Here is an 18,658-nt window from a genome sequence, read left to right on the forward strand (position 1 = left end):
AAGGCCAGTCAGAAATTAACAGAATACGGTCATAGGGAGAATGCGTTTACATAGGAGGGCATTTTCGTATGTCAGACAACGTGATCCGAAACGCCTGGCTAGAACTGCCGTCGATCCAGGTCTGTCGCGTTCGTTTCAATCTTTCTCGAGCCGGTATAATGTCTGTCGAGAATCATTATATTACTGGTACATTCAGATGGTGATCGCTACCATCCACCAGCAGCGGAATCACCGAAGCGACGTAATTGGCCGTTTCAACGCTGACAAACGGTAACGGAGTCTCTGTTATCAGAGATGGTAATGGGTACGTGACCTTTTTGAAGCGTGAGTATTTGCTTGAATGTAATGGCTATTGACGAGGCCGACCGGTCGGACGCCGGGGACTTCTCCGATGGTGAGGCGTCCGACGCTGTGTCGGAGGGGGACAGCACCCCAGCGGGTGATGAACGATCATCGGCCCGGGTCGGGGAGTACACGTGGGCGAACTTCATGGAAGAGTATGGGTACGGCCACGAGGTTTCTACTCTCTATCCCGACGATCCGGGGCCGGGTTCCGAAAGCGGCGACCAGCTTGGGCTGGATACCGGCGAGAAGACCGAGCCTTCGGTCCCCACCGGTGACGACTGGGACGCCGTCGAGTTCGATCCGAAATCCTATCTCGGCTACCATCCGGACGACCTCGAGGATCACGTGCTGCCGATCGCCGGCGACAATCACGACGTACTCGAGGCCGAATTCCTCGAGTACGTCGATCCGGAGACGACGCCGGTCGTCAAAGACGTCTGGACGTGGGAACACTACAAGTGGGAGTATTACTACGACGAAAACGGCGATCGGCCTCGCGACAGCGACGGTGAGGTCGTCGATCACGACGCGGAGGAGACACTAGGGTTCGACCCCGACGCCATCGAAGAGCGTCTCTCGACCGCCAGCGACATCGCGATGGAACTGGACGATGTCGTCGACGAGCGGACCGTCAACGTCCAGGAAGAGATCGACGAGGACGAGTTCTTCTCGACTGCCACGGAGAACACGACCCTCGCGAACCGCTACGACCTCGAGAAAGCGGTGCCGATGGAGAAGAAGACCCACTTCCGCGAGGTCGAGCGCTACTGGGTGAACAAACCCTACGCCTACGTCGTCATCTTCCACTCCGAGAAGGAAAACGAGAAAAAGTACTACGTAGTCGAGCCGTACCTAAACGAGATCGAAGAGGAACTCCAGGAGTTTCTCTCGGGCAAACTCAGAACGGCGATCAAGTACTCCGAGGAGGGAATCAAGGACAAAACCAGCGAGGACGGCCGCCGGACGGTTATCGAGGACGAGACCAGGCGACTACTGAAGCGGTACGACCTCTTCCAGGGCACCTCGGGCAGTGCCGACGCCGGGATCGTCGAGACGGTCAAGCGACTGCTCGACGACGACGAAGAGGCCGACGAGGACGACGGGCCGAGCGAACTCGAGGGGATTTCGGTCCGCCCGGAGCCGGCGATCCTCGCGGACGACCCGGACACTCTAAGCGAGTATCAGGTCGAGAAGCTTCTTTACCTTCTCAAGCGTAACTTCATCGGCTACGAACGGATCGACGGCATCAAACACGACATCAACGTCGAGGACATCTCCTGTGACGGCTACAACTCGCCGGTCTTCGTCTATCACTCGGAGTACGAGCAGATCATCTCGAACATCTACCACGGCGAAGACGAACTCGACGACTTCGTCGTCAAACTCGCCCAACGCTCCGGCAAAGGGATCAGTAAACGACTGCCCCAGGTCGACGCGACGTTGCCGGACGGCTCGCGCGCCCAGTTGACGCTTGGGAAAGAAGTCTCGGACCACGGGACAAACTACACTATCCGCCAGTTCAAGGACGTCCCCTTTACGCCGATCGACCTCATCAACTGGAACACCTTCTCGCTGGACGAGATGGCCTTCCTCTGGCTCTGTATCGAGAACCACAAGAGCCTGATCTTCGCCGGCGGTACCGCATCCGGGAAGACGACCTCGCTGAACGCTGTTTCGCTGTTTATCCCCAGCAACGCAAAGATCGTCTCGATCGAGGACACCCGCGAGGTCGAACTTCCACAGCGAAACTGGATCGCCTCCGTTACGCGTCCCTCGTTCACCGACGACGAACAGGGTGACGTCGACGAGTTCGACCTGCTGGAAGCCGCACTGCGTCAGCGTCCCGACTACATCGTGATGGGTGAGATCCGTGGTGAGGAGGGTCGAACGCTGTTCCAGGTCATGTCGACAGGTCACACCACCTACACCACGTTCCACGCCGACTCCGTCGACGAGGTCCTCAAGCGGTTCACGACCGATCCGATCAACGTCTCGAAGACGATGTTCACCGCCCTCGATCTGGTGTCGATCCAGACCCAGACGCGGGTGCAAGGCCGGAAGGTACGTCGGAACAAGTCGCTCACGGAGATCAACCACTACGAGGCCGAACACGACGAGATCAACGTTCAGGACGTCTACCAGTGGCAGGCAGAAACCGACGAGTTCCTCAAGATGGGGGACTCGAACACCCTCGAAGAGATCCAGTTCGACCGCGGTTGGAAACGCGAGAAACTCGAGAACGAGCTGTTCAAGCGTAAAGTCATTCTCGCCTATCTCATCAAGAACGAACTGAACACCTACGCCGAGGTCGCCGCGACCGTCCAGGCGTTCATCAACGACCCGGACACGATCCTCACGCTCATCGCCAACGGACAACTCGAGGACAGTCTCGAGGACCTCCGGGAGATGGAGAGCGTTCTGATCGACGTCGATCAGGAGAAAGAGGAGCTCGTTCCCCGACCGGAGGCGACCACGGAGACGTACAACACGTCGATGGACATCCTCGAGCAGGCCGAGGAATCGCTGTTCGAACAGTACCGGGGCAAGATACCGAGCGGCCTCGCTGGCGCGCTCGACGACGTGTCGGACGCGGACACGATCGAGGTCGACGACGAGGATTCCGCTCGAGAGGACGACGGGCCGTTCGAGCCCGACCTCGACGATGCACTCGACGCGGAGAGCTGGAACCCCGATCCAATGCCGGAATCGGGCGGCGAATCGGCGACGTTCGATGCCGGTGACGACGAGGACGGATCGCCTGCCTGGCTAACCGACGAGAGCGGGTTCGATGTCGGCGGTCCCGACGGAGCGTCGGCGGACGCACAGTCCATCACGGCGGACTCGGCAACGGACGCGGGCGCGGGTGCGGATAGCGCTGGGGCCGGTATCGGAGGCAGTGAGACCGGCACGGACGCCGACGGGACCGATACGTTCGAGAGCGACGCCGGTGCCGGGACGCAACTCGAGATTCCGGACGAGGAAAGCGAAACGGACCTCGCACTCGACGACGCCGGCCCGTTCGAGGGAACGACCAGTCCGACCCTGGAGGGAAGCGGGGCCAGTGCCAACACTGGGTCCGGTACTTCGTCCCCCGAATCGACCGACGACGCCACCGTCTTCCCGTCCGACGATCCCGAAGAGAGTGATTTCGGTGGGCTCTTCGACGATATGGACGAGACCCTCGACGAACTCGAGGACGCCGAATCCGAGACGGAACCCGAGAGAGAGACAGGGGCCGACACCGAGACGGGAGGGCGGACAGATGTCGGTCGAACCGAATCGACCGACGACACTCCGGTTTTCTCCGTGTCGGATGACGACTTCGAGTCGATTTTCGACCCCGACTCGGCGGCTGACTCCTCGACTGACTTCTCGGCGGAACTCGAGACGGAGAACGATGCCGCTGGCCTGGACCCGAGTTCGGAACCGGAGTCCGTCTCAACGGCCATACAGGAACCCGACGCCGACGCGAGCGAGGACTCGTCTCTGAGCCGTGACCCGCCGACGATCGAAATCGACGAGGACGCCGAAGAGACAAGCGACGAACGATCGACCGACGACGAAGACGACGCTACAGACGCCCCCGAGAACGGCAGCGACGCGTCCCCGGAGTACGGACGGGAACCGCCGACGATCGAAATCGACGAGGAAACGACCGGCTCCGAACCCGGCGGGAACGATACGTCGGACCCACCGACGGACGACGGAGGCGGCAGCGATAGCGTGGCCGAAAGCAGGGGTGATGCCGGCTCCGAGTCCGATTCCGACTCCGAGGACTCTATTTTCGGTTCCGATACGGACCGGGAAGAACGAGCGCTGTTCGACGAGGACGACGTCGACGGCGAAACCGACGGAGACGAGTCGCTGCTCGATACTGACGACTCCGGGGTCGCCGACGAATCGATATTCCGGTCCGACCGAGAGGATATCGAACGCGACGCCGGGGAAACGATGGACGGTGACGCGACCGACGCCGACGCCGACGAGGATACCGACGCATGAGTCTGCCAACCGACGACGGCGGAAGCTCCGGCGGTATCGCCGGAACCGGAGCCAGTTCCGACGGACTTGGGGAAGCGTTTTACCCCCTCTACGACCGACTGTTCGACGAAGACAGCGAGTTCGTCTCCGACGTCGAGACGAAACTCGCCCAGGCCCGGATGACCGACACGGTCGAACTCTACCTCTCTCGGGCGCTCGGGATCGGCTTCATCAGCGGCCTCGCGCTGTGGCTGATCGGCCTGCTTCTCGGATACGGTATCTTCGCGACCGGGCTCGTCACCGTCGACGCACTGCTTGGCATCCCGATGGAGAACCAGACGCTGATCGCGATTCTCGAGGCACTTCGTGTCCCTGCACTGGTCTTCTTTACCGGGCTGTTGTTCGGAACGATCGGGTTCGCGCTCGGGTTCGGCTCGCTCGTAGCGATTCCGTACTCGCGTGCCTCTGCACGCAAGCGCGAGATCAACATGCTGCTGACCGACTCCGTCTCGTTCATGTATGCCCTCTCGGTCGGCGGTCTAAACCAACTCGAGATCATCGAGGCGATGGCCCAGGCCGACGACACCTACGGGGAGGTCGCAAAGGAGTTCCAGAGTATCGTCAAGGAGACGGAGTACTTCGATGTCGACTACCGGACCGCCATCCGAAAACAGGCTCTCGAGACGCCAAGCGACGAGCTCTCCCAGTTTCTCACCGACATGCTGTCGATCGTCAACAGCGGCGGTGACATGGAGAGTTTCCTCGAGGACAAGAAAGAAAAGCACATGCGAACCGCCAAGCAGGAGCAGGAGGTAACCCTCGAGACCCTCGAGCTGTTCGGCGAGATGTACATGACGCTGTCGCTGTTCCCGCTGTTGCTGATCATCATCATGGTTGTCATGCAGATGATCCCGCAGGCTGGCGTGAGTGACGGGATGCTGTATATGACCGTCTACGGGTTGATCCCGCTGACGGGTATTGGCTTCCTGGTTCTCGTCTCGACGGTCAAACACGACGAGCCCGGCGACGGCTACCTCACGATGAACGTCGGGGAAGCCGACGACCGGACGGAAACCGGGAAGCAGGACAGCGTCCTCGATCTGGGCCTCGTCGAGCAGTTCACTGGTGACCACAGCGTCTTCACTCGGATCAAGAACCGCGAGGGGACCCACGCCACTCTCGAGGTGCTCAAGCAGCCACACATCTTCTTCCGGGATAACCCGCTTTTCACTCTCGCGCTAACTGTTCCCGCCGCGCTGGTCGTCGTCGTGACGGCCATGGTCAACGGCTCAGCGCCGACTTCCTGGGACGGAATGCTCGCGAATCCGATCTGGGGGACGTTCATCTACATCTACGTCCCGCTGTATATCATCGCCATTCCGCTGGCGATCTTCCGGGAGTGGAACGTGCGACACCGCAACGCCGTCGTCAGCCAACTCTCCGAGGACCTTCGGAAGCTCTCGAGCGCCAACGACACTGGGCTGACGCTGCTCGAGTCGCTCAAGTCGGTCGCGGATACGACGAACGGCAAGCTCGCCCGCGAGTTCGAGATGATGCACACGAAAGTCAACTACGGGACGAGCCTGAAGGCGGCGCTCATCGAGTTCAACAACAAGTACCACATCCCGCGTCTCGCCCGGACGACGCGGTTGATCACGGAAGCACAGGAGGCCTCGAATCAGATCACCGACGTGCTCCGGACCGCGGCTCGCGCAAGCGAGAACCACGACGACATCGAACGGGAACGCAAGTCCCGGACTCGGATGCAGGTCGTCATCATCATCATGACGTTCATGACTGTCCTGGCAGTGATCGCGATCCTCAAGACCCAGTTCATCGATACGATGGCGGGCCTCGAAGCCGGCGGTGGAGATGTCGATGCCGGCGGCGGGGCCGGGGGCGACCTCGCACAGGCGGACATGAGCGAGAACATCGATGTCGACATGCTGTCCGTGTTGTTCTTCCACGCGGTGACGCTGCAGGGGATCATCTCGGGGTTCATCTGTGGGTACATGCGCGACGCGGATATCCTGAGCGGGCTGAAATACGCCGTCATACTGGCGACGATCGCACTGGTCGGCTGGACGCTTGTGGCCTGACGCTTCCACTATGACTCGAGATACAACCCGAACGCAAACGTCGGACGGGCCGGGTGGGAGAACTCGTGCCCGGCAAGCCGGGAGCGCCGAGAGGAAGCGTCGGCGACGGACGATATCGATCTCGAGTCCGCTGTCCGGGCGTGGACAGACGAACCTGGACTTCGTGGTTGGCATCGGGATCTTCATTCTCGCGGTCGCGTTCGTCTTCGCGTTCCTCCCGACGATCATAACGCCGTTCGACACGTCGACTGGTGGAGCGGAGACTGCACAGGCGGACCGTATCGCGGACCGCGTCGTCGAAGACGTTTCGACGGCCTACTCGGAGCGCCCAAACGAGATCGTTCGGGACGAATTTGAGGACTACACCGACAAAGCGAGCCACGAGTTAGCCGCGGACTGGGGGCTCCGATCATCCGAAGCCGACGATATCGCGTATGACCAGGTCAACGTGAGTATTCAGCATCTCGAGGACACTGACGGCGAGCCAGTTGACGGCCCTGATGGAACACTAGCTGCCGGCGACGAGTACGACGGTCAGGCCGCCGCAAGCGCCGCTCGCATCGTTACGGTCGTCGACGGAGACGGCCCGCTGGAATCGGACGTACCGGCTTATCGACTCGTAGTACGGGTGTGGTGATATTATGAAGGGACAACAGGAACGGAATCGAACGGAGAACACGAACCGGACACCTGTCCGGACCGATTCGACGACCGACCGTGGACAGGCATATACCTTAGAAGGATTTCTTGGTGCGATGATCGTCCTCACAGCGGTACTGCTTGCGATGCAGTCGGTCGTGTTGACGCCGACGGCTGGTGGTACTGCTGATCGGGCGATCCAGGAAGGGATTCAACAGGAGACTCGAGATGCATTGCTCGTCGCGAGTCAGGACGGTAATCTCTCCCAGATGGCCCGTTACTGGGACGGGGGCGGTGGGTTCGAAGGGACAAACCAGCAACTGTCTGACGGGGAGTTCGAAGAGGCATACGGCACCGAAGAGTTCGCCGACCGGTTCCTCCTCGGGTCGATCCTCAGTAATCGGTTTACCGAACGAGGATCGAGCTACAACGTTGCCCTCCAGTACGAGGACGAGGACGGCGACCGAACTCATGGCTACCTCGTCTACCAGGGGAGCCCCGCGTCGAACGCTGTCACGGCGAGTTATACGGTGACGCTGTACGAAGACCAGCTAGTCACGTCGACGAACGACGAGACCCTCGAGGATGCCGACGACGCCGGGAATGCTGCTATCCCCAATGTCGGTGACGATGACGATGACGTCTACAACGTTGTCGAAGTACGGGTGATCGTATGGTAACCGAGCGGTCGGGCTCGGAGGGTATCGCAGGGGACCGCGCCCAGTTGATCCTGATCGGGGCGCTCGCGCTTGCGTTTATCATCCTCGGCGTCGTCGTCGTGTTCAACGGCGTCCTCTATACGGAGACGATCTCCTCGGGGTCGTCGGGACAGGCCGCGAGCGAAGCGACGGTTACCGAACACGAGATCAATACCGGTATCGCCGGGCTCGCACATCGGACGAATACTGACAACGAACTCGATGATGCCACCCAGTTCGAGGCCGAGTTAGATGTTGAGGCGTTTACTGCGTCGTACCTCGAGACGACGGCGAATAGCCAGCCGGCAGCAACTGGCGTGGAGTTCGTTCGTGTAACTGAGAGCGCGAACGTCGTGACTGCGGATGCTGACGGTGTCGCCGGAGAACGTATTGCTACAGCCGGCTCTCATACCGATCCACACCGGATCGGCCATCTCTCGTTCGAACTCGAGCATACGGGAGCCGGTGGCGAGATCACCGTCAGCGTCGACGATACTGAAGGTACCGAGGAGGAAATCGTGATCGAAGAGACGGAAAACGGATTCGAGATCGACGGAGACGGTACCTGTTCGGTCGATGTCGATACGGGCGAGCCCGTCTGGATCGACCTCGTTTCCGGGACAGTCGGCCCGTCTCCTGACGACTGCCTCGACCCTACGTGGATCATTCCTCCAGAAGAATACGTCGTCGAGGTCGATAGGGAAGAAGAGGGTATCGAGGGGACACTCGAGTTGGTTACGAAGGGTGACGAAGACGATGTCGGCCCTGAGGCCGACCGCGATTACGGAGCCTGGAGTATCGAGGTCCAAGTCACGTACACTTCCGAGACAACGTACTTCAGCCGCACACAGCCGGTATCGATTTACGAGGGAAGCGAGGTTCACACGTGAGTATGATTGCTAGTTACATCGGCGGTGGTCTCCCATGACTAGTAGTCTCGAGCCCGATGACCGTGGCGTCTCCGTCGCGGTTACCCACGTCCTCACGATCGGTATCGCGACGATCCTTATCGCAATGTTGATGATGAGCGGCGCGACCCTCCTCGAAACCGAGACCGAGCGCTCTGCCGAATCCTCGCTCGAGACGATCGGCGAACGCCTCGCACACGAGGTCGAAAACGTCGATCAGATGACCTACGACGAAACAGAACGGATCGAGGTGACGTCTCAGCAGCCACGAACGGTGGCCAACTCGAGGTATACCGTGGAGCTACTGGAGGGTGAAAACGGGGCCGGCGAGTGCTCCGAAGCACCGTTACTCGACGGAACCACTGACTGTCTTCGGCTGACGGGCGACGATGGTGACGTATACGTCCCGCTGGTCGTCGGCTCCGATATTGGGGCCGACGATCCAGTAACTGGAGGGACGGTCGAAATAGTCTACGACGGTGATGAACTCCGACTCGAGGGTGGGAACCAATGAGGTGTCGCGATGACCACTCCGGGATCGAAACGAACTGGCACCGGGATGACCGCGGTGTCTCCGAAGTCGTCGCGTTCGTCCTCGTGTTCGGCATCATCCTCAGTTCGATCGCGATCCTTTCGGTCACCGGATTCCAGGCGATGGACGACTACCAGGAGTTCGAACAGCAAGAAAACGCCGCGCGAGCGATGGGCGCGCTCTCGGAGAACTTCAACGACGTGCTCCGATACGATGGGATCGATCAGCGATACGGTGAACTGGCCCTTCGTGGCGGGACGATTTCTACCGGGAGCGATGGAACGACTTTATCGATCTCTGCCGAGGGGGACGGGGGCGAGGATTTCTCCGACGACATCGAACTCGGCGAGTTTAGCTACGAGTCCGGTTCCAGTACGCTCTACTACGAAGGCGGTGCCGTCGTCCGCGAAAGCGACGGCGGCGGGGCCGTCGTCCTCGAGGAACCGAAACTGACGTACAACGAAGACAGCGAGACGGCAATCGTCTCACTCGTCGAAATCGACGCCGAGGAACGGTCGATTCAAAGCAGCGAGAGTACAGGATTTACGCTTTCGGTCGAAGACCGAGAAACGACAGTGATCAACGAGGCCGACGAAATAGAGATCACCACCACAGGAGAGAGAGCTGCGGAGTGGGACGAGGAGATAGAAAAAGCGTGGAACGGCGAAAACGAACTCAAAGACGACGATATCGAGACGATCGTCATCACGATCGTAGAAGTCGACATCGAGTACTAACCGCGTTCAGCCCCAGTCGCCCGTCACCATCGCCCGCAACCCCGCGCGATCGGCGAGCGCTCGAGCCAGTTCGGCCCGTGTTTCGACCTCGCCACCGACCTCGAGGTAGAGTCCGTTCGAGAGTTCGCGGGGATCGGCCATCGGGACGCCGTCGGATCGGGCGGGTTCGTCGTTCAGGACGGCCGGCCCGTCGTCGGTCGGGGTCCACGGAACCGAAATCCCGGAGAGACCGCGGTCGAAGAGATATTCCACAGCGGCGACGAGTGCCTGATCGGACTTGGAGTGTCCGACTGCGCCGATGGAACCGCGCTCGTTGAAGAATTTGACGACGTACTCGCCGTCGTCACTCTCGCCGTCCTCCTCGAGGGGGTCCCCGTGTTCGGGTCCGTCGTCATCGTCTGTCACCGTTTTTCTCTCTCGCTCTCTCTCGCCCTGTTCTTCCGGCACTGAGCCGCTGATCGACGAAGACGCAGTCCCGTCGTTCGCTCGCGTCTTCGAGTTGCTCGAGTTGCTCGAGTTGCTCGAGTCGGCTCGTGGTCCGTCGTCGCCGTCGACGGCCGACGCTCCAGTTCCGTCGAGAGCCGGTTGCTCCTGGTCTCCCCCGTGTCTCCTCTCGGGGACGTTGCTGTCCGGCCCTCGAGCCCCATCGAACGTGAGTGTGTCGCCTGCGGTCGTGTCGATCGAACCGGCGACGCCGCTCTCGTCGGAAAACGCGCCGATCAACTCCGCGAGAAACGAGTCGGCGGCCGACTCGAATTCGGCGGCGTGACTCTCGCCGCCAGTCACGTTCGCGGTCAACTCGCCGACGATCGCGTCGACGAGCCGCTCCCGATCGAACGCGAGTTGTCTCGCGACGTGGGCGCGAGTGTGACGCTCGAGTCTGGTCGCGAGACCGGACCGCGCGTAGTGTTCGAGCGCCGAGGCGCAGTCGGGCAGCGCCGGGAGTCGACAGCCGAATCGCTCGATTTCCGAGCCGGCCCCGGCAAGCAAGAGGTACTCGCGGCCGTTCGTGTAGATCGCCCGGTCGACACCCGACCGGCGCATGCCGTCGGCGAGTGCATCCGCACGGGACTCCTCGAGAGAGTCGGTAGCGGGTTCGACGGCGACGAAAACCGCCGGAACGCCGTCGACGGAGAACGCGTACTCGAGCTGGAGACTGTCGAGGGACGGGTCGCGTTCGCAGGCGGTCGATCCGCCTTTCGCGTCCCACCCGAGCGTCTCGAGGAAGGGTTCGACGAGCCAGGTTCGCGTCTCTCGACGGGTCGTCGGCGGCGAGGTCTCGAGGAGTACTCGTGAGCGGGCGACGAAGGCGCTCACGTCGACGGAGCCGGGACCGAGTGCGGGGTCGGGATCGGAGCCGGCGGTGTTTCCGTGGTCTCCGCGGTCCGTTCCAGACTCCGGTCCGGTTCCCGAACTGGACCCGGACCCAGACCCGGAATCGGAGTCGGAATCGGAATCAGTCATACTCCCAGCATTCGAACGCGACAACGTAAGCGTATCCGAACGGCCAGCCGGTTGGTCACCCGTCTATCGTCTCGGTCCGCTCACTGTCGCGACTGGCATCGCTCTCCGTGACCGAATCCGAGCCAGGCCGAGCGGATACGTGCTGGTTCCAGAAAAAGCGGTTAGTCGTCACGCTGGTAGATCCGCAACCGCGCATCGTGGACCGAAAAGGCCGATTTGAGATTCGGTGGGATGGTTTCGGCCTTGCCGATCACGAGGTAGCCATCCGGACGGAGCGATTCGGCGATGACCTCGAGCATCGACCGCTTGTACTCGTTGTCGATGTAAATAAAGAGGTTCCGACAAACGACCATATCGAAGCCGGATTTCGGATCGTCGTTTATCAGGTCGTGCCGTTCGAAACTGACGCGTTCTTTGACCTCGTCGGCGATCCGATAGATCCGATCGTCGCGCTCGACGTACCGGGAGTAGTCGTCGAGAAAGGTAAGTTGGTCCTCCATGTCGACCGTCCTCGATTCCTCGTAGACGCCTGCTCTGGCCGTCTCGAGGGCGGGTTCGCTGATGTCGGTGCCGAGAATATCGATCGCGGAGTCGTCGATCCGTCGGTCGTCGTGGGCGAGCATCGACAAGGAGTATGGCTCGCGTCCGTCGGCACAGGCGGCGCTCCAGATGTCGACAGTATCGGTCCGGCCGTCCGCGTCGGCCGACAGCGTCCGGAGGACGTCCCGAATGCCCGACCAGACGTCCGGGTTACGGAAGAATCCAGTCACGTTGATGCTCATCGCCTCGAGCAGCGCCTCTTGCTCGTCGGGGTCCGATCGGAGCGTTGCCAGATAGTCGGCGTAGTCGTCGCTTTGGGTGCGACGCATCCGGGAGGAGACCCGTCGGTCGAGGTAACTATCGTTGTAGTGGCTGGTCGCGAACCGGAGTTCGTCCTCGACGAACGCGAGCAAGTCCTCGAACGCCTCGTCAGTCATAGTTCCGACACTCCGCTGGTTCCATCCGCTTCGGTGGTCTTCACCATAAGGGTACCGGAACCGGGGGTAAATTCGACGGTTCGACCGCGGTCGCCGCCGACGTCCTCCGCGACGAGCGGGACGCCGAGTTTGTCAAGTTCTTCCCGCGCAGCGACGACGTTTCGCTGGCCGACCCCGTCGCCGAAGCTTTCGAATTCGAACATATCACTTCCTCCCGCGATCTTAGCTTCGACGGACGTATAACTCGCTCCTTTTTCGACCATCCGTCTCAGAAGCGCACGGATCGCGGTGTCGGCGTACTTTCCGGGTTTTCGTTCGCTGTTTTCGGCCGTGTCGCCGTCGGGTAACATCGCGTGGGCGAGCCCACCGATCCCGCTGTCGGGGTCATAGAGGGCGATCGCGAGACAGGAGCCGAGACCGTACGATTTGAGCGTCTCGTCGCCGTCGCTGATGGCCAGCTCGGAGATACCGACCTGGACCGGCGTTGGCGCGCCCGGTTCTGTTCCGTACGTTTTCATGTGTTATCGACTTCCTGGAAATCGGCGGTCGTCGGTGCGTCCTCGATCCGATCGACCTCGAGGTCGTTCAGCGCCCGCTCTAGATCGTCCTCGTCGGGGATCGCGTACACCTCACAGTCGAACTCCTTTCCGTCGGCCGTAATGACGGTGTCGAATACGAACGCGAACTCCTGGTTCTCGCCGAGTTGGACGATCACGGGGTCGACGGCGGCGGTGCCGATGTCGTGGACGAACTCCGGCGTGGAGTGGTCGATCGTCGTGTCGAGTACGTTCGCCCAGCCGTCGAGGAACCCACTTGCCATGATGTTGCCCAGTTCCTTGATCGCGCTCGTCCCCATCTCGTCGAAGCTTTCGGGACCGTCAGCGTCGTCATCGTCGTCGCCGTCCCCGTCGTCCGACGCCATGGGCACCATCGCGTCGACGATCTCCCGCGCGGACTCCTCGTCGAACAGGAAAAGCAGGTAGCCGCTTGGAACGCCGTCGAACTCGAAGGCGACGCCGACGAGTCGTTCGTCGGGAACCTCTTCCGGGATCGCCTCGAGCGAGACGAAGTTGAGCCGCCGAATCTCGACGCTGGTGTCGATCCCGGTCAGCGTCGTCGCGGTCTTTGCGACCTCCTCGGCACCGCGTTCGGCCATCCGGTCGAACCCCTCGAGCTTGTCGTACTCGATGCCGCCGCTGGTGCGAAGTTGCTCGAGCACACGGGACATCGACTCTCGCTCGGGGAACAGGTAGTGACTGAACCCGACCTCGGTGTCGACGGCTTCGATATGGCTCTGAAAGAGCAAGGCGAGGTCGTCGTCACCCGGTGCTTCCTCGAGATCGCTGAAGAAGACATCCGCCGACTCGCCTTTGACGAACTCGGGCGTCGAGACGTCGATGACGGTCTCGAGGACGTCGGCCCAGCCGTCGATGAACCCGTTGTTCATGATATTGCCGACCTCCGTGGCGGCACTTTTGTTCATCTCGTCGAACTCCTCGGCGTCGGACTCGGAGACGATCGTCTCGACGATTCGGAGGGCGTTTTCCCGGTCGAAGACGACGACCGAGTAGCCCTCTATCGCGCCGCTGAGTTCGACCCGGACCCCGATCTTCTCCGTCGAGTCTTCGAAGTCGTGGCGAATCTCTCGACCACGCATGAAGTTGAGTTTCGTCACGCCGACTCGGGTTTCGACGTCGGTCATGTGAGTCAGCCGACCCGCCGCGAGCCCGGCACCTTCTCGGGCCATTCGGTAGAACGTTCCGAGCGCGTTGACGTCGAGTTTCATGGGGAGTGGGATTGTGGCGTCGAACTCGAGTTCGAGGGCACCTCCATGGCGTTGACCATCTCGACGAACGTCGCGAGGTCGGGGAACGCGTAGATTTCCGCCTCGATCTGGTAGCTTGGAACCGACAGATCCGAGTCGAAAAACAGGGCGAGCTCGTCGCCACCCAGCCCTGCGGTCCGGGTGACGATCTCGCCGCCAGGCGCGTAGACCAGCTGTGGGGCAGCGATGTCGATGACGCGTCCGAGGACGTCGGCCCAGCCGTCGATGAACCCGCTTGCCATCATCGTCCCCATCTCCTCGACGGCGCTTCTCGCCATTTTGCCGGAGACGTCCGACATATCCTCGACGACATCGTCGAGCATGATCGCCGTGATCTTCTTCGCGCTTGTCTCCGGGAAGAGGATGAGAATGTGGCCGTGTGGCGGGTCGTTGAGCCGAACCCGGACGCCGACGCGTTTCCCGTCGTCGAGTTGCCCCTCGAGGTCGTCGACGTCGATGAAGTTGGTCTTCGTTACCTCCATCTGGGCGTCTTCGCCGGTCAACTTGCTCATGTTGTCGGCAACGCCGTTGGTGCCGACTTTCGCCATTTCGTTTATGAAACTCAGCTTTCGGATATCGACTTTCATCGTCATGTATCACTCCGTGTCCGTATCTGGGGTTGTCGTTGTCGCTGTCTCCGTGGTCGCGATCGCCCTCGAGGTCGGGTGTCGTACTCCGATCGAACTCGGACTCGGACTCGGACTCGGACTCGAACTCGAGGGGTTCGCGTCGGGGACTCGTTTCTGGATCTCGTTTTCATAGTGTCGTTACGTCGAGGATATTGACGACCTGGCCACGACCTCGGACTGTTGCGCCGCTGAACCCGGGAATGCCGCCCATGAACCCTTCGAAGGGTTTGACGACGACTTCCTTCTGGTCCCGGACGCGGTCACAGTGGATGGCAATGGGGCGAACGTCGTCCCGAACGCGGACGACCATCCCGTCGTCGCCACCACCGGCGATCCTGCCGGCGACCGAGTCGTCGGATGCGGCCACACCGTCTGCACCGGCAGACGCAACGCTGCCGGTATCGGTCTCGATATCGGTACCGTCGTCGCTCGTCGTCTCCATCTCTTGGCCGCTTTCGGCGGCGGAACGGACCTCTAGCTCCCGATCGCCTTCGAACCCGAGTTCGTCCGCGAGCTCGAGCACCCGACACTCCTCGTCGCCGTCGACGATCACTGGCTCGCCGTCGGACGTTTCGACTGACGTAGTCGATTCTACGTCCTGAACGACTTTGGTCGGGACGCCGAACTCGGTGTCGCCGACTTCGAGGAAGAGGACGTCTTCGATGGCGATCGAGACCGGAAGCGTCATCGTCACGGTCGTTCCCTGTCCGGGCTCGCTGTCGACATCGACCGTTCCGTCGAGGTTCTCGACGGTCCGCTTGACGACGTCCATCCCGACGCCGCGTCCGCTGACATCGGTCACCGAGTCGGTCGTCGAGAACCCGGGGTGGAACACGAGGTCGTAGGCTTCCTCGTCAGTGAGATCGTCGGCCTCCGACTCGTCGAGGGCGTCGGCCTCGACCGCTTCCGTGCGCAGTCGGTCGGGGTCCAGTCCAGCGCCGTCGTCCGAGACCGAAATCGTCACGCGGCCACGGGATCGGGTCGCGGTGACCTCGACGGACCCCTCTCGAGGTTTGTCGGCCGTTTCGCGTTCTTCGGGGGACTCTATCCCGTGATCGACCGCGTTTCGAACGAGGTGGACCAGCGGATCACGAATCCGATCGAGAATACTCCGGTCGAGCTCGACACCCTCACCCGAGAGATCGAACGCCACCTCTTTTTCCTGTTCTCGAGCGATGTCGCGGACGATCCGCGGCAGCCGGTTGACGACGGTCTCGAGGGGGACAAGCCTGACGTCCATCACCGTCTCCTGGAGATCGGTCGTTAGCTCCGCCAGGTCCTCGAGTTCCGGCTCGACCTCGGTAATGTCGTCCCCGACCTCGGCCGCGTGTTGGAGTCGGACCCGGGTCGTCACGAGTCCTTCGACGAGCGTCCGGAGTTCGTCGATGCGGTCGACATCCACGCGGATCGACTGGATATCGTCGTCCCGGTCGTCGGCCCCGTCCCGGTCGGGGGTTTCGGGGAACGCGATCTCCGGTATCTCGAGTTCCGGTTCCTCGACGACCCGCTCGAACTCCGGTTCCGTTCCGGGTCCTGTCCCGCTTTCGCTGCTACTCTCGCTTCTGTACCCGGTTTCGGAACCCGAGCCGGCTGCGGTGGTGTCAGGCTCGGGGTCGTCGAACCCGGTTTCGAACCCGTCCTCGGACGGGTCCGATCCGATGGACGCGAACTCGTCGTCGTCCGTTTCGAACGACGAGGGAGAGTCGACATCTACGTCGACGTCGGACGCGAGCGTCGGGTCGTCGTCGAGCTCGATCTCGTCGATGACGTCGGTGTCAGTGCCTGTATCGGTGTCGGAGCCGTGTTCGGACTCCGAACCGAACTCGGCTGTCGACTCTGATCGAGACTGTGGCTCCGCTTTGGCCGACTCCATCTCCGGACCGGAGTCATCACCAGCCCCCGTCTCGTCGGTCGTCGATTCGACGGCCGACTCGAACCGGAAGCCGCCGATCTCCTCGTGATCGTCGTCGGCACCGTCGTCGGTCGCGGCTTGGTCCGTCTGGTCGTCGCTTTCGGCTGTTCCGTCGTTTCCGAACTCCTCCGCGTCGAAGCTCGTCTCGAGCGAGAGGTCGCCGGTACCGTCGTCGAACCCATCGTCCTCGACGTCGGGGTCGAACCCGTTGCCGGTCTCGAACGACGTTTCCCCGTCGAACCCGTTGCCGGTGTCGTCACCGAACGCCTCGTCGAATCCGTCGACCTCGCCGAACTCGGCTGCGGGGTCGTCGGCTGCGATGCCATCCGCGTCGGCGTCCGCGTTCGCGGTTTCGGTTTCGGTTTCGGTGTCCGGAACCGACTCCGAAACGTCGGTTTCGAAGCCGGAATCGAACTCGAGGTCCTCGCCGTCTGGACTGGGGTCGATCTCGAAGTCGTCCGCAGGAGCCGTGGTGGCTGTCTCTTCCACGTCGTCCCCGATCCGGTCGGCTCCTTCGCTCTCGACGCTGTCGGGATTATCGTCGTCCCCGACATCCGCTGTAGCCGCCCCAACGACCGCCGAATCGTCCGACTCGGCCCCAGTGTCTCCGAAGTCGACGATTTCGTCGGATTCCTCGTCGCCTTCGACGAGGAACGGTTCGCTTTCGTCGTCTCCGACCCAATCGTCGTCACCACTCGAGTCGACTGGGTCCGCCGCTTGCCCGCGCGTTTCGGCGTCGTCGGCTCCGTTAGCCGCTTTGGCCGCTCCAGGACCGTCTACGCTTTCGGCATCGGGAGCGACTCCGGGGAACGGCTCGACGGCGTCCGAGCCGGTTTCGGCCGCAGTATCGTCGACGACTTCGTCGGATTCCGTCTCCGGGCTCGTCTCGAACGCTCCGTCGTCTTCGCCGTCTTCCTCGATGCCGGCGCTCGTTTCGGTCGGCGTCGACTCCGACTCGGCCGTACCGTCGTCTGCCACCTCTGGAGCGTCCGGTTCCGCCACGCTTCCGTCGGCATCGACGGGTTCGGCGTCGACTTCTGCCGTCCCCGCAGGGTCGGTCTCGGCGGCAGCCGGCTCCGTCGCGGGTTCGTCGGCGTCTTCGAACAGGTCGTCGAACTCGTCGACCGCGTCCGTCTCCGACGTCTCCGCCGGTTCGTCGACCGCTCCAGTAGCTTCGGCGACGGATTCGGACGCCGAATCGGATTCGGATGTTGGCTCGGACTCGGGCTCGGACTCGGACTCGAGTTCGAAGTCCTCGTCGGCCGACCGTGCGTCCTCGAGGAACGCCTCGTCGTCCTCGTCGGCTTCGTCTCCGAGCAGTTCGTCCATTCCGACCTCGTCGTCGGAGTCGAACTCGTCGAACTCGAGTTCGTCCAGTTCGTCCTGGAGTTCGTCGAAGCCGACCATCTCGACTTCGTCTTTGAGCTCTTCGAAGACCGCGCTTGCGTCTTCGACCTGTTCGTCGTCGCCGCTCGCGTCGATATCAGCGGCCGGTGTGGCTCCCGTATCGTCGGCAGCGGCCTCGACGTCGGTATCGGACTCGGAGTCGACCGACGCATCGGCGGCCGGCTCCGCCTCGTCGTCTACGTCGACCGCCTCGTCGACAGGGTCGGTATCGATGTCTTCGAGGAGGTCGTCGAACGACCCCGCATCGCCCATGTTCTCGAAGGCTTCCAGATCCTCGTCTTCCTCGACGTCTTCGACCAGTTCGTCGAGGTCGTCGAACTCGTTGAACTCGTCGAGCAGTTCGTCGACCTCGAGTTCTTGTGCTTCGTCGGGAGAGAGGTCAGCGCCGGGTGCTGCTCCGGGCTCGAGGTCCGCGAGCGGATCGTCTTCGTCCACCGAATCGCTCGGGCCAGTCGGCGAGGAGTGGGTACCGGGTCCGATCCTGTCTCTTATACACATCTCTGAT

At 61.9% G+C, this 18,658-nt stretch carries 13 protein-coding genes; 7 read left to right on the forward strand and 6 right to left on the reverse strand.

Annotation, left to right across the window (positions count from 1 at the left end; translation table 11 throughout):
* The first annotated feature begins 345 nt into the window (after nt 1–345).
* The 7 genes from C446_RS03685 (at nt 346) to C446_RS03715 (ending at nt 9,939) form a co-directional block, all read left to right on the forward strand.
* Nucleotides 346–4,347, forward strand: a complete 4,002-nt coding sequence (locus tag C446_RS03685) for an ATPase, T2SS/T4P/T4SS family (protein WP_006671716.1) — start codon at nt 346–348, stop codon at nt 4,345–4,347.
* A complete protein-coding gene (locus C446_RS03690; protein WP_006671717.1) occupies nt 4,344–6,425 on the forward strand; it encodes a type II secretion system F family protein in 2,082 nt (693 codons plus the stop codon). The genes C446_RS03685 and C446_RS03690 overlap by 4 nt, the downstream gene beginning before the upstream one ends.
* Before the next feature lie 10 nt (nt 6,426–6,435).
* Nucleotides 6,436–7,062, forward strand: coding sequence for a DUF7287 family protein (locus C446_RS03695; RefSeq protein WP_239639452.1), 627 nt, complete (start codon nt 6,436–6,438; stop codon nt 7,060–7,062).
* Between the two features lie 118 nt (nt 7,063–7,180).
* Nucleotides 7,181–7,744 carry a DUF7288 family protein gene (locus tag C446_RS03700; protein WP_239639453.1) on the forward strand — a complete coding sequence of 188 codons (564 nt, stop codon included), beginning with the start codon at nt 7,181–7,183 and terminating at the stop codon, nt 7,742–7,744.
* A complete protein-coding gene (locus C446_RS03705) occupies nt 7,738–8,652 on the forward strand; it encodes a hypothetical protein (RefSeq protein ID WP_006671720.1) in 915 nt (304 codons plus the stop codon). The genes C446_RS03700 and C446_RS03705 overlap by 7 nt, the downstream gene beginning before the upstream one ends.
* A gap of 34 nt (nt 8,653–8,686) precedes the next feature.
* Nucleotides 8,687–9,184 carry a DUF7266 family protein gene (locus tag C446_RS03710; protein WP_006671721.1) on the forward strand — a complete coding sequence of 166 codons (498 nt, stop codon included), beginning with the start codon at nt 8,687–8,689 and terminating at the stop codon, nt 9,182–9,184.
* A complete protein-coding gene (locus C446_RS03715; RefSeq protein ID WP_006671722.1) occupies nt 9,181–9,939 on the forward strand; it encodes a DUF7289 family protein in 759 nt (252 codons plus the stop codon). Before C446_RS03710 ends, C446_RS03715 begins: the two co-directional genes overlap by 4 nt.
* A gap of 6 nt (nt 9,940–9,945) precedes the next feature.
* Here C446_RS03715 and C446_RS03720 read toward each other — a convergent pair whose 3' ends face one another.
* The 6 genes from C446_RS03720 to C446_RS03745 all read right to left on the reverse strand — a co-directional run bounded on the left by C446_RS03720 (nt 9,946) and on the right by C446_RS03745 (nt 18,588).
* The gene (locus C446_RS03720) at nt 9,946–11,403 is read right to left on the reverse strand and encodes a hypothetical protein (RefSeq protein WP_006671723.1); all 1,458 of its coding nucleotides are present in this window, start codon (nt 11,401–11,403) and stop codon (nt 9,946–9,948) included.
* Between the two features lie 161 nt (nt 11,404–11,564).
* Nucleotides 11,565–12,380 carry a CheR family methyltransferase gene (locus tag C446_RS03725; RefSeq protein WP_006671724.1) on the reverse strand — a complete coding sequence of 272 codons (816 nt, stop codon included), beginning with the start codon at nt 12,378–12,380 and terminating at the stop codon, nt 11,565–11,567.
* Nucleotides 12,377–12,898 (reverse strand): chemotaxis protein CheD, encoded by a 522-nt coding sequence (locus C446_RS03730; protein WP_006671725.1) that lies wholly within the window; start codon nt 12,896–12,898, stop codon nt 12,377–12,379. Before C446_RS03730 ends, C446_RS03725 begins: the two co-directional genes overlap by 4 nt.
* Nucleotides 12,895–14,166, reverse strand: a complete 1,272-nt coding sequence (locus C446_RS03735; protein ID WP_006671726.1) for a chemotaxis protein CheC — start codon at nt 14,164–14,166, stop codon at nt 12,895–12,897. Before C446_RS03735 ends, C446_RS03730 begins: the two co-directional genes overlap by 4 nt.
* Nucleotides 14,163–14,798: a chemotaxis protein CheC gene (locus tag C446_RS03740; protein ID WP_006671727.1), complete on the reverse strand. Its 636-nt coding sequence runs from the start codon at nt 14,796–14,798 to the stop codon at nt 14,163–14,165. Before C446_RS03740 ends, C446_RS03735 begins: the two co-directional genes overlap by 4 nt.
* A 163-nt stretch (nt 14,799–14,961) precedes the next feature.
* Nucleotides 14,962–18,588, reverse strand: coding sequence for an ATP-binding protein (locus tag C446_RS03745; RefSeq protein WP_006671728.1), 3,627 nt, complete (start codon nt 18,586–18,588; stop codon nt 14,962–14,964).
* Nucleotides 18,589–18,658: the final 70 nt, after the last annotated feature.

This window comes from Halobiforma nitratireducens JCM 10879 (assembly GCF_000337895.1).
Lineage (GTDB): Archaea > Halobacteriota > Halobacteria > Halobacteriales > Natrialbaceae > Natronobacterium > Natronobacterium nitratireducens.

Bases quoted from the DNA above. Each gene is read 5' to 3' on its own strand.
- C446_RS03690 (WP_006671717.1), top strand. From the start codon at position 4,344: ATGAGTCTGCCAACCGACGACGGCGGAAGCTCCGGCGGTATCGCCGGA.
- C446_RS03705 (WP_006671720.1), top strand. From the start codon at position 7,738: ATGGTAACCGAGCGGTCGGGCTCGGAGGGTATCGCAGGGGACCGCGCC.
- C446_RS03685 (WP_006671716.1), top strand. From the start codon at position 346: ATGGCTATTGACGAGGCCGACCGGTCGGACGCCGGGGACTTCTCCGAT.
- C446_RS03740 (WP_006671727.1), bottom strand. From the start codon at position 14,798: ATGACGATGAAAGTCGATATCCGAAAGCTGAGTTTCATAAACGAAATG.
- C446_RS03700 (WP_239639453.1), top strand. From the start codon at position 7,181: ATGATCGTCCTCACAGCGGTACTGCTTGCGATGCAGTCGGTCGTGTTG.
- C446_RS03720 (WP_006671723.1), bottom strand. From the start codon at position 11,403: ATGACTGATTCCGATTCCGACTCCGATTCCGGGTCTGGGTCCGGGTCC.
- C446_RS03725 (WP_006671724.1), bottom strand. From the start codon at position 12,380: ATGACTGACGAGGCGTTCGAGGACTTGCTCGCGTTCGTCGAGGACGAA.
- C446_RS03710 (WP_006671721.1), top strand. From the start codon at position 8,687: ATGACTAGTAGTCTCGAGCCCGATGACCGTGGCGTCTCCGTCGCGGTT.
- C446_RS03695 (WP_239639452.1), top strand. From the start codon at position 6,436: ATGACTCGAGATACAACCCGAACGCAAACGTCGGACGGGCCGGGTGGG.
- C446_RS03715 (WP_006671722.1), top strand. From the start codon at position 9,181: ATGAGGTGTCGCGATGACCACTCCGGGATCGAAACGAACTGGCACCGG.
- C446_RS03730 (WP_006671725.1), bottom strand. From the start codon at position 12,898: ATGAAAACGTACGGAACAGAACCGGGCGCGCCAACGCCGGTCCAGGTC.
- C446_RS03735 (WP_006671726.1), bottom strand. From the start codon at position 14,166: ATGAAACTCGACGTCAACGCGCTCGGAACGTTCTACCGAATGGCCCGA.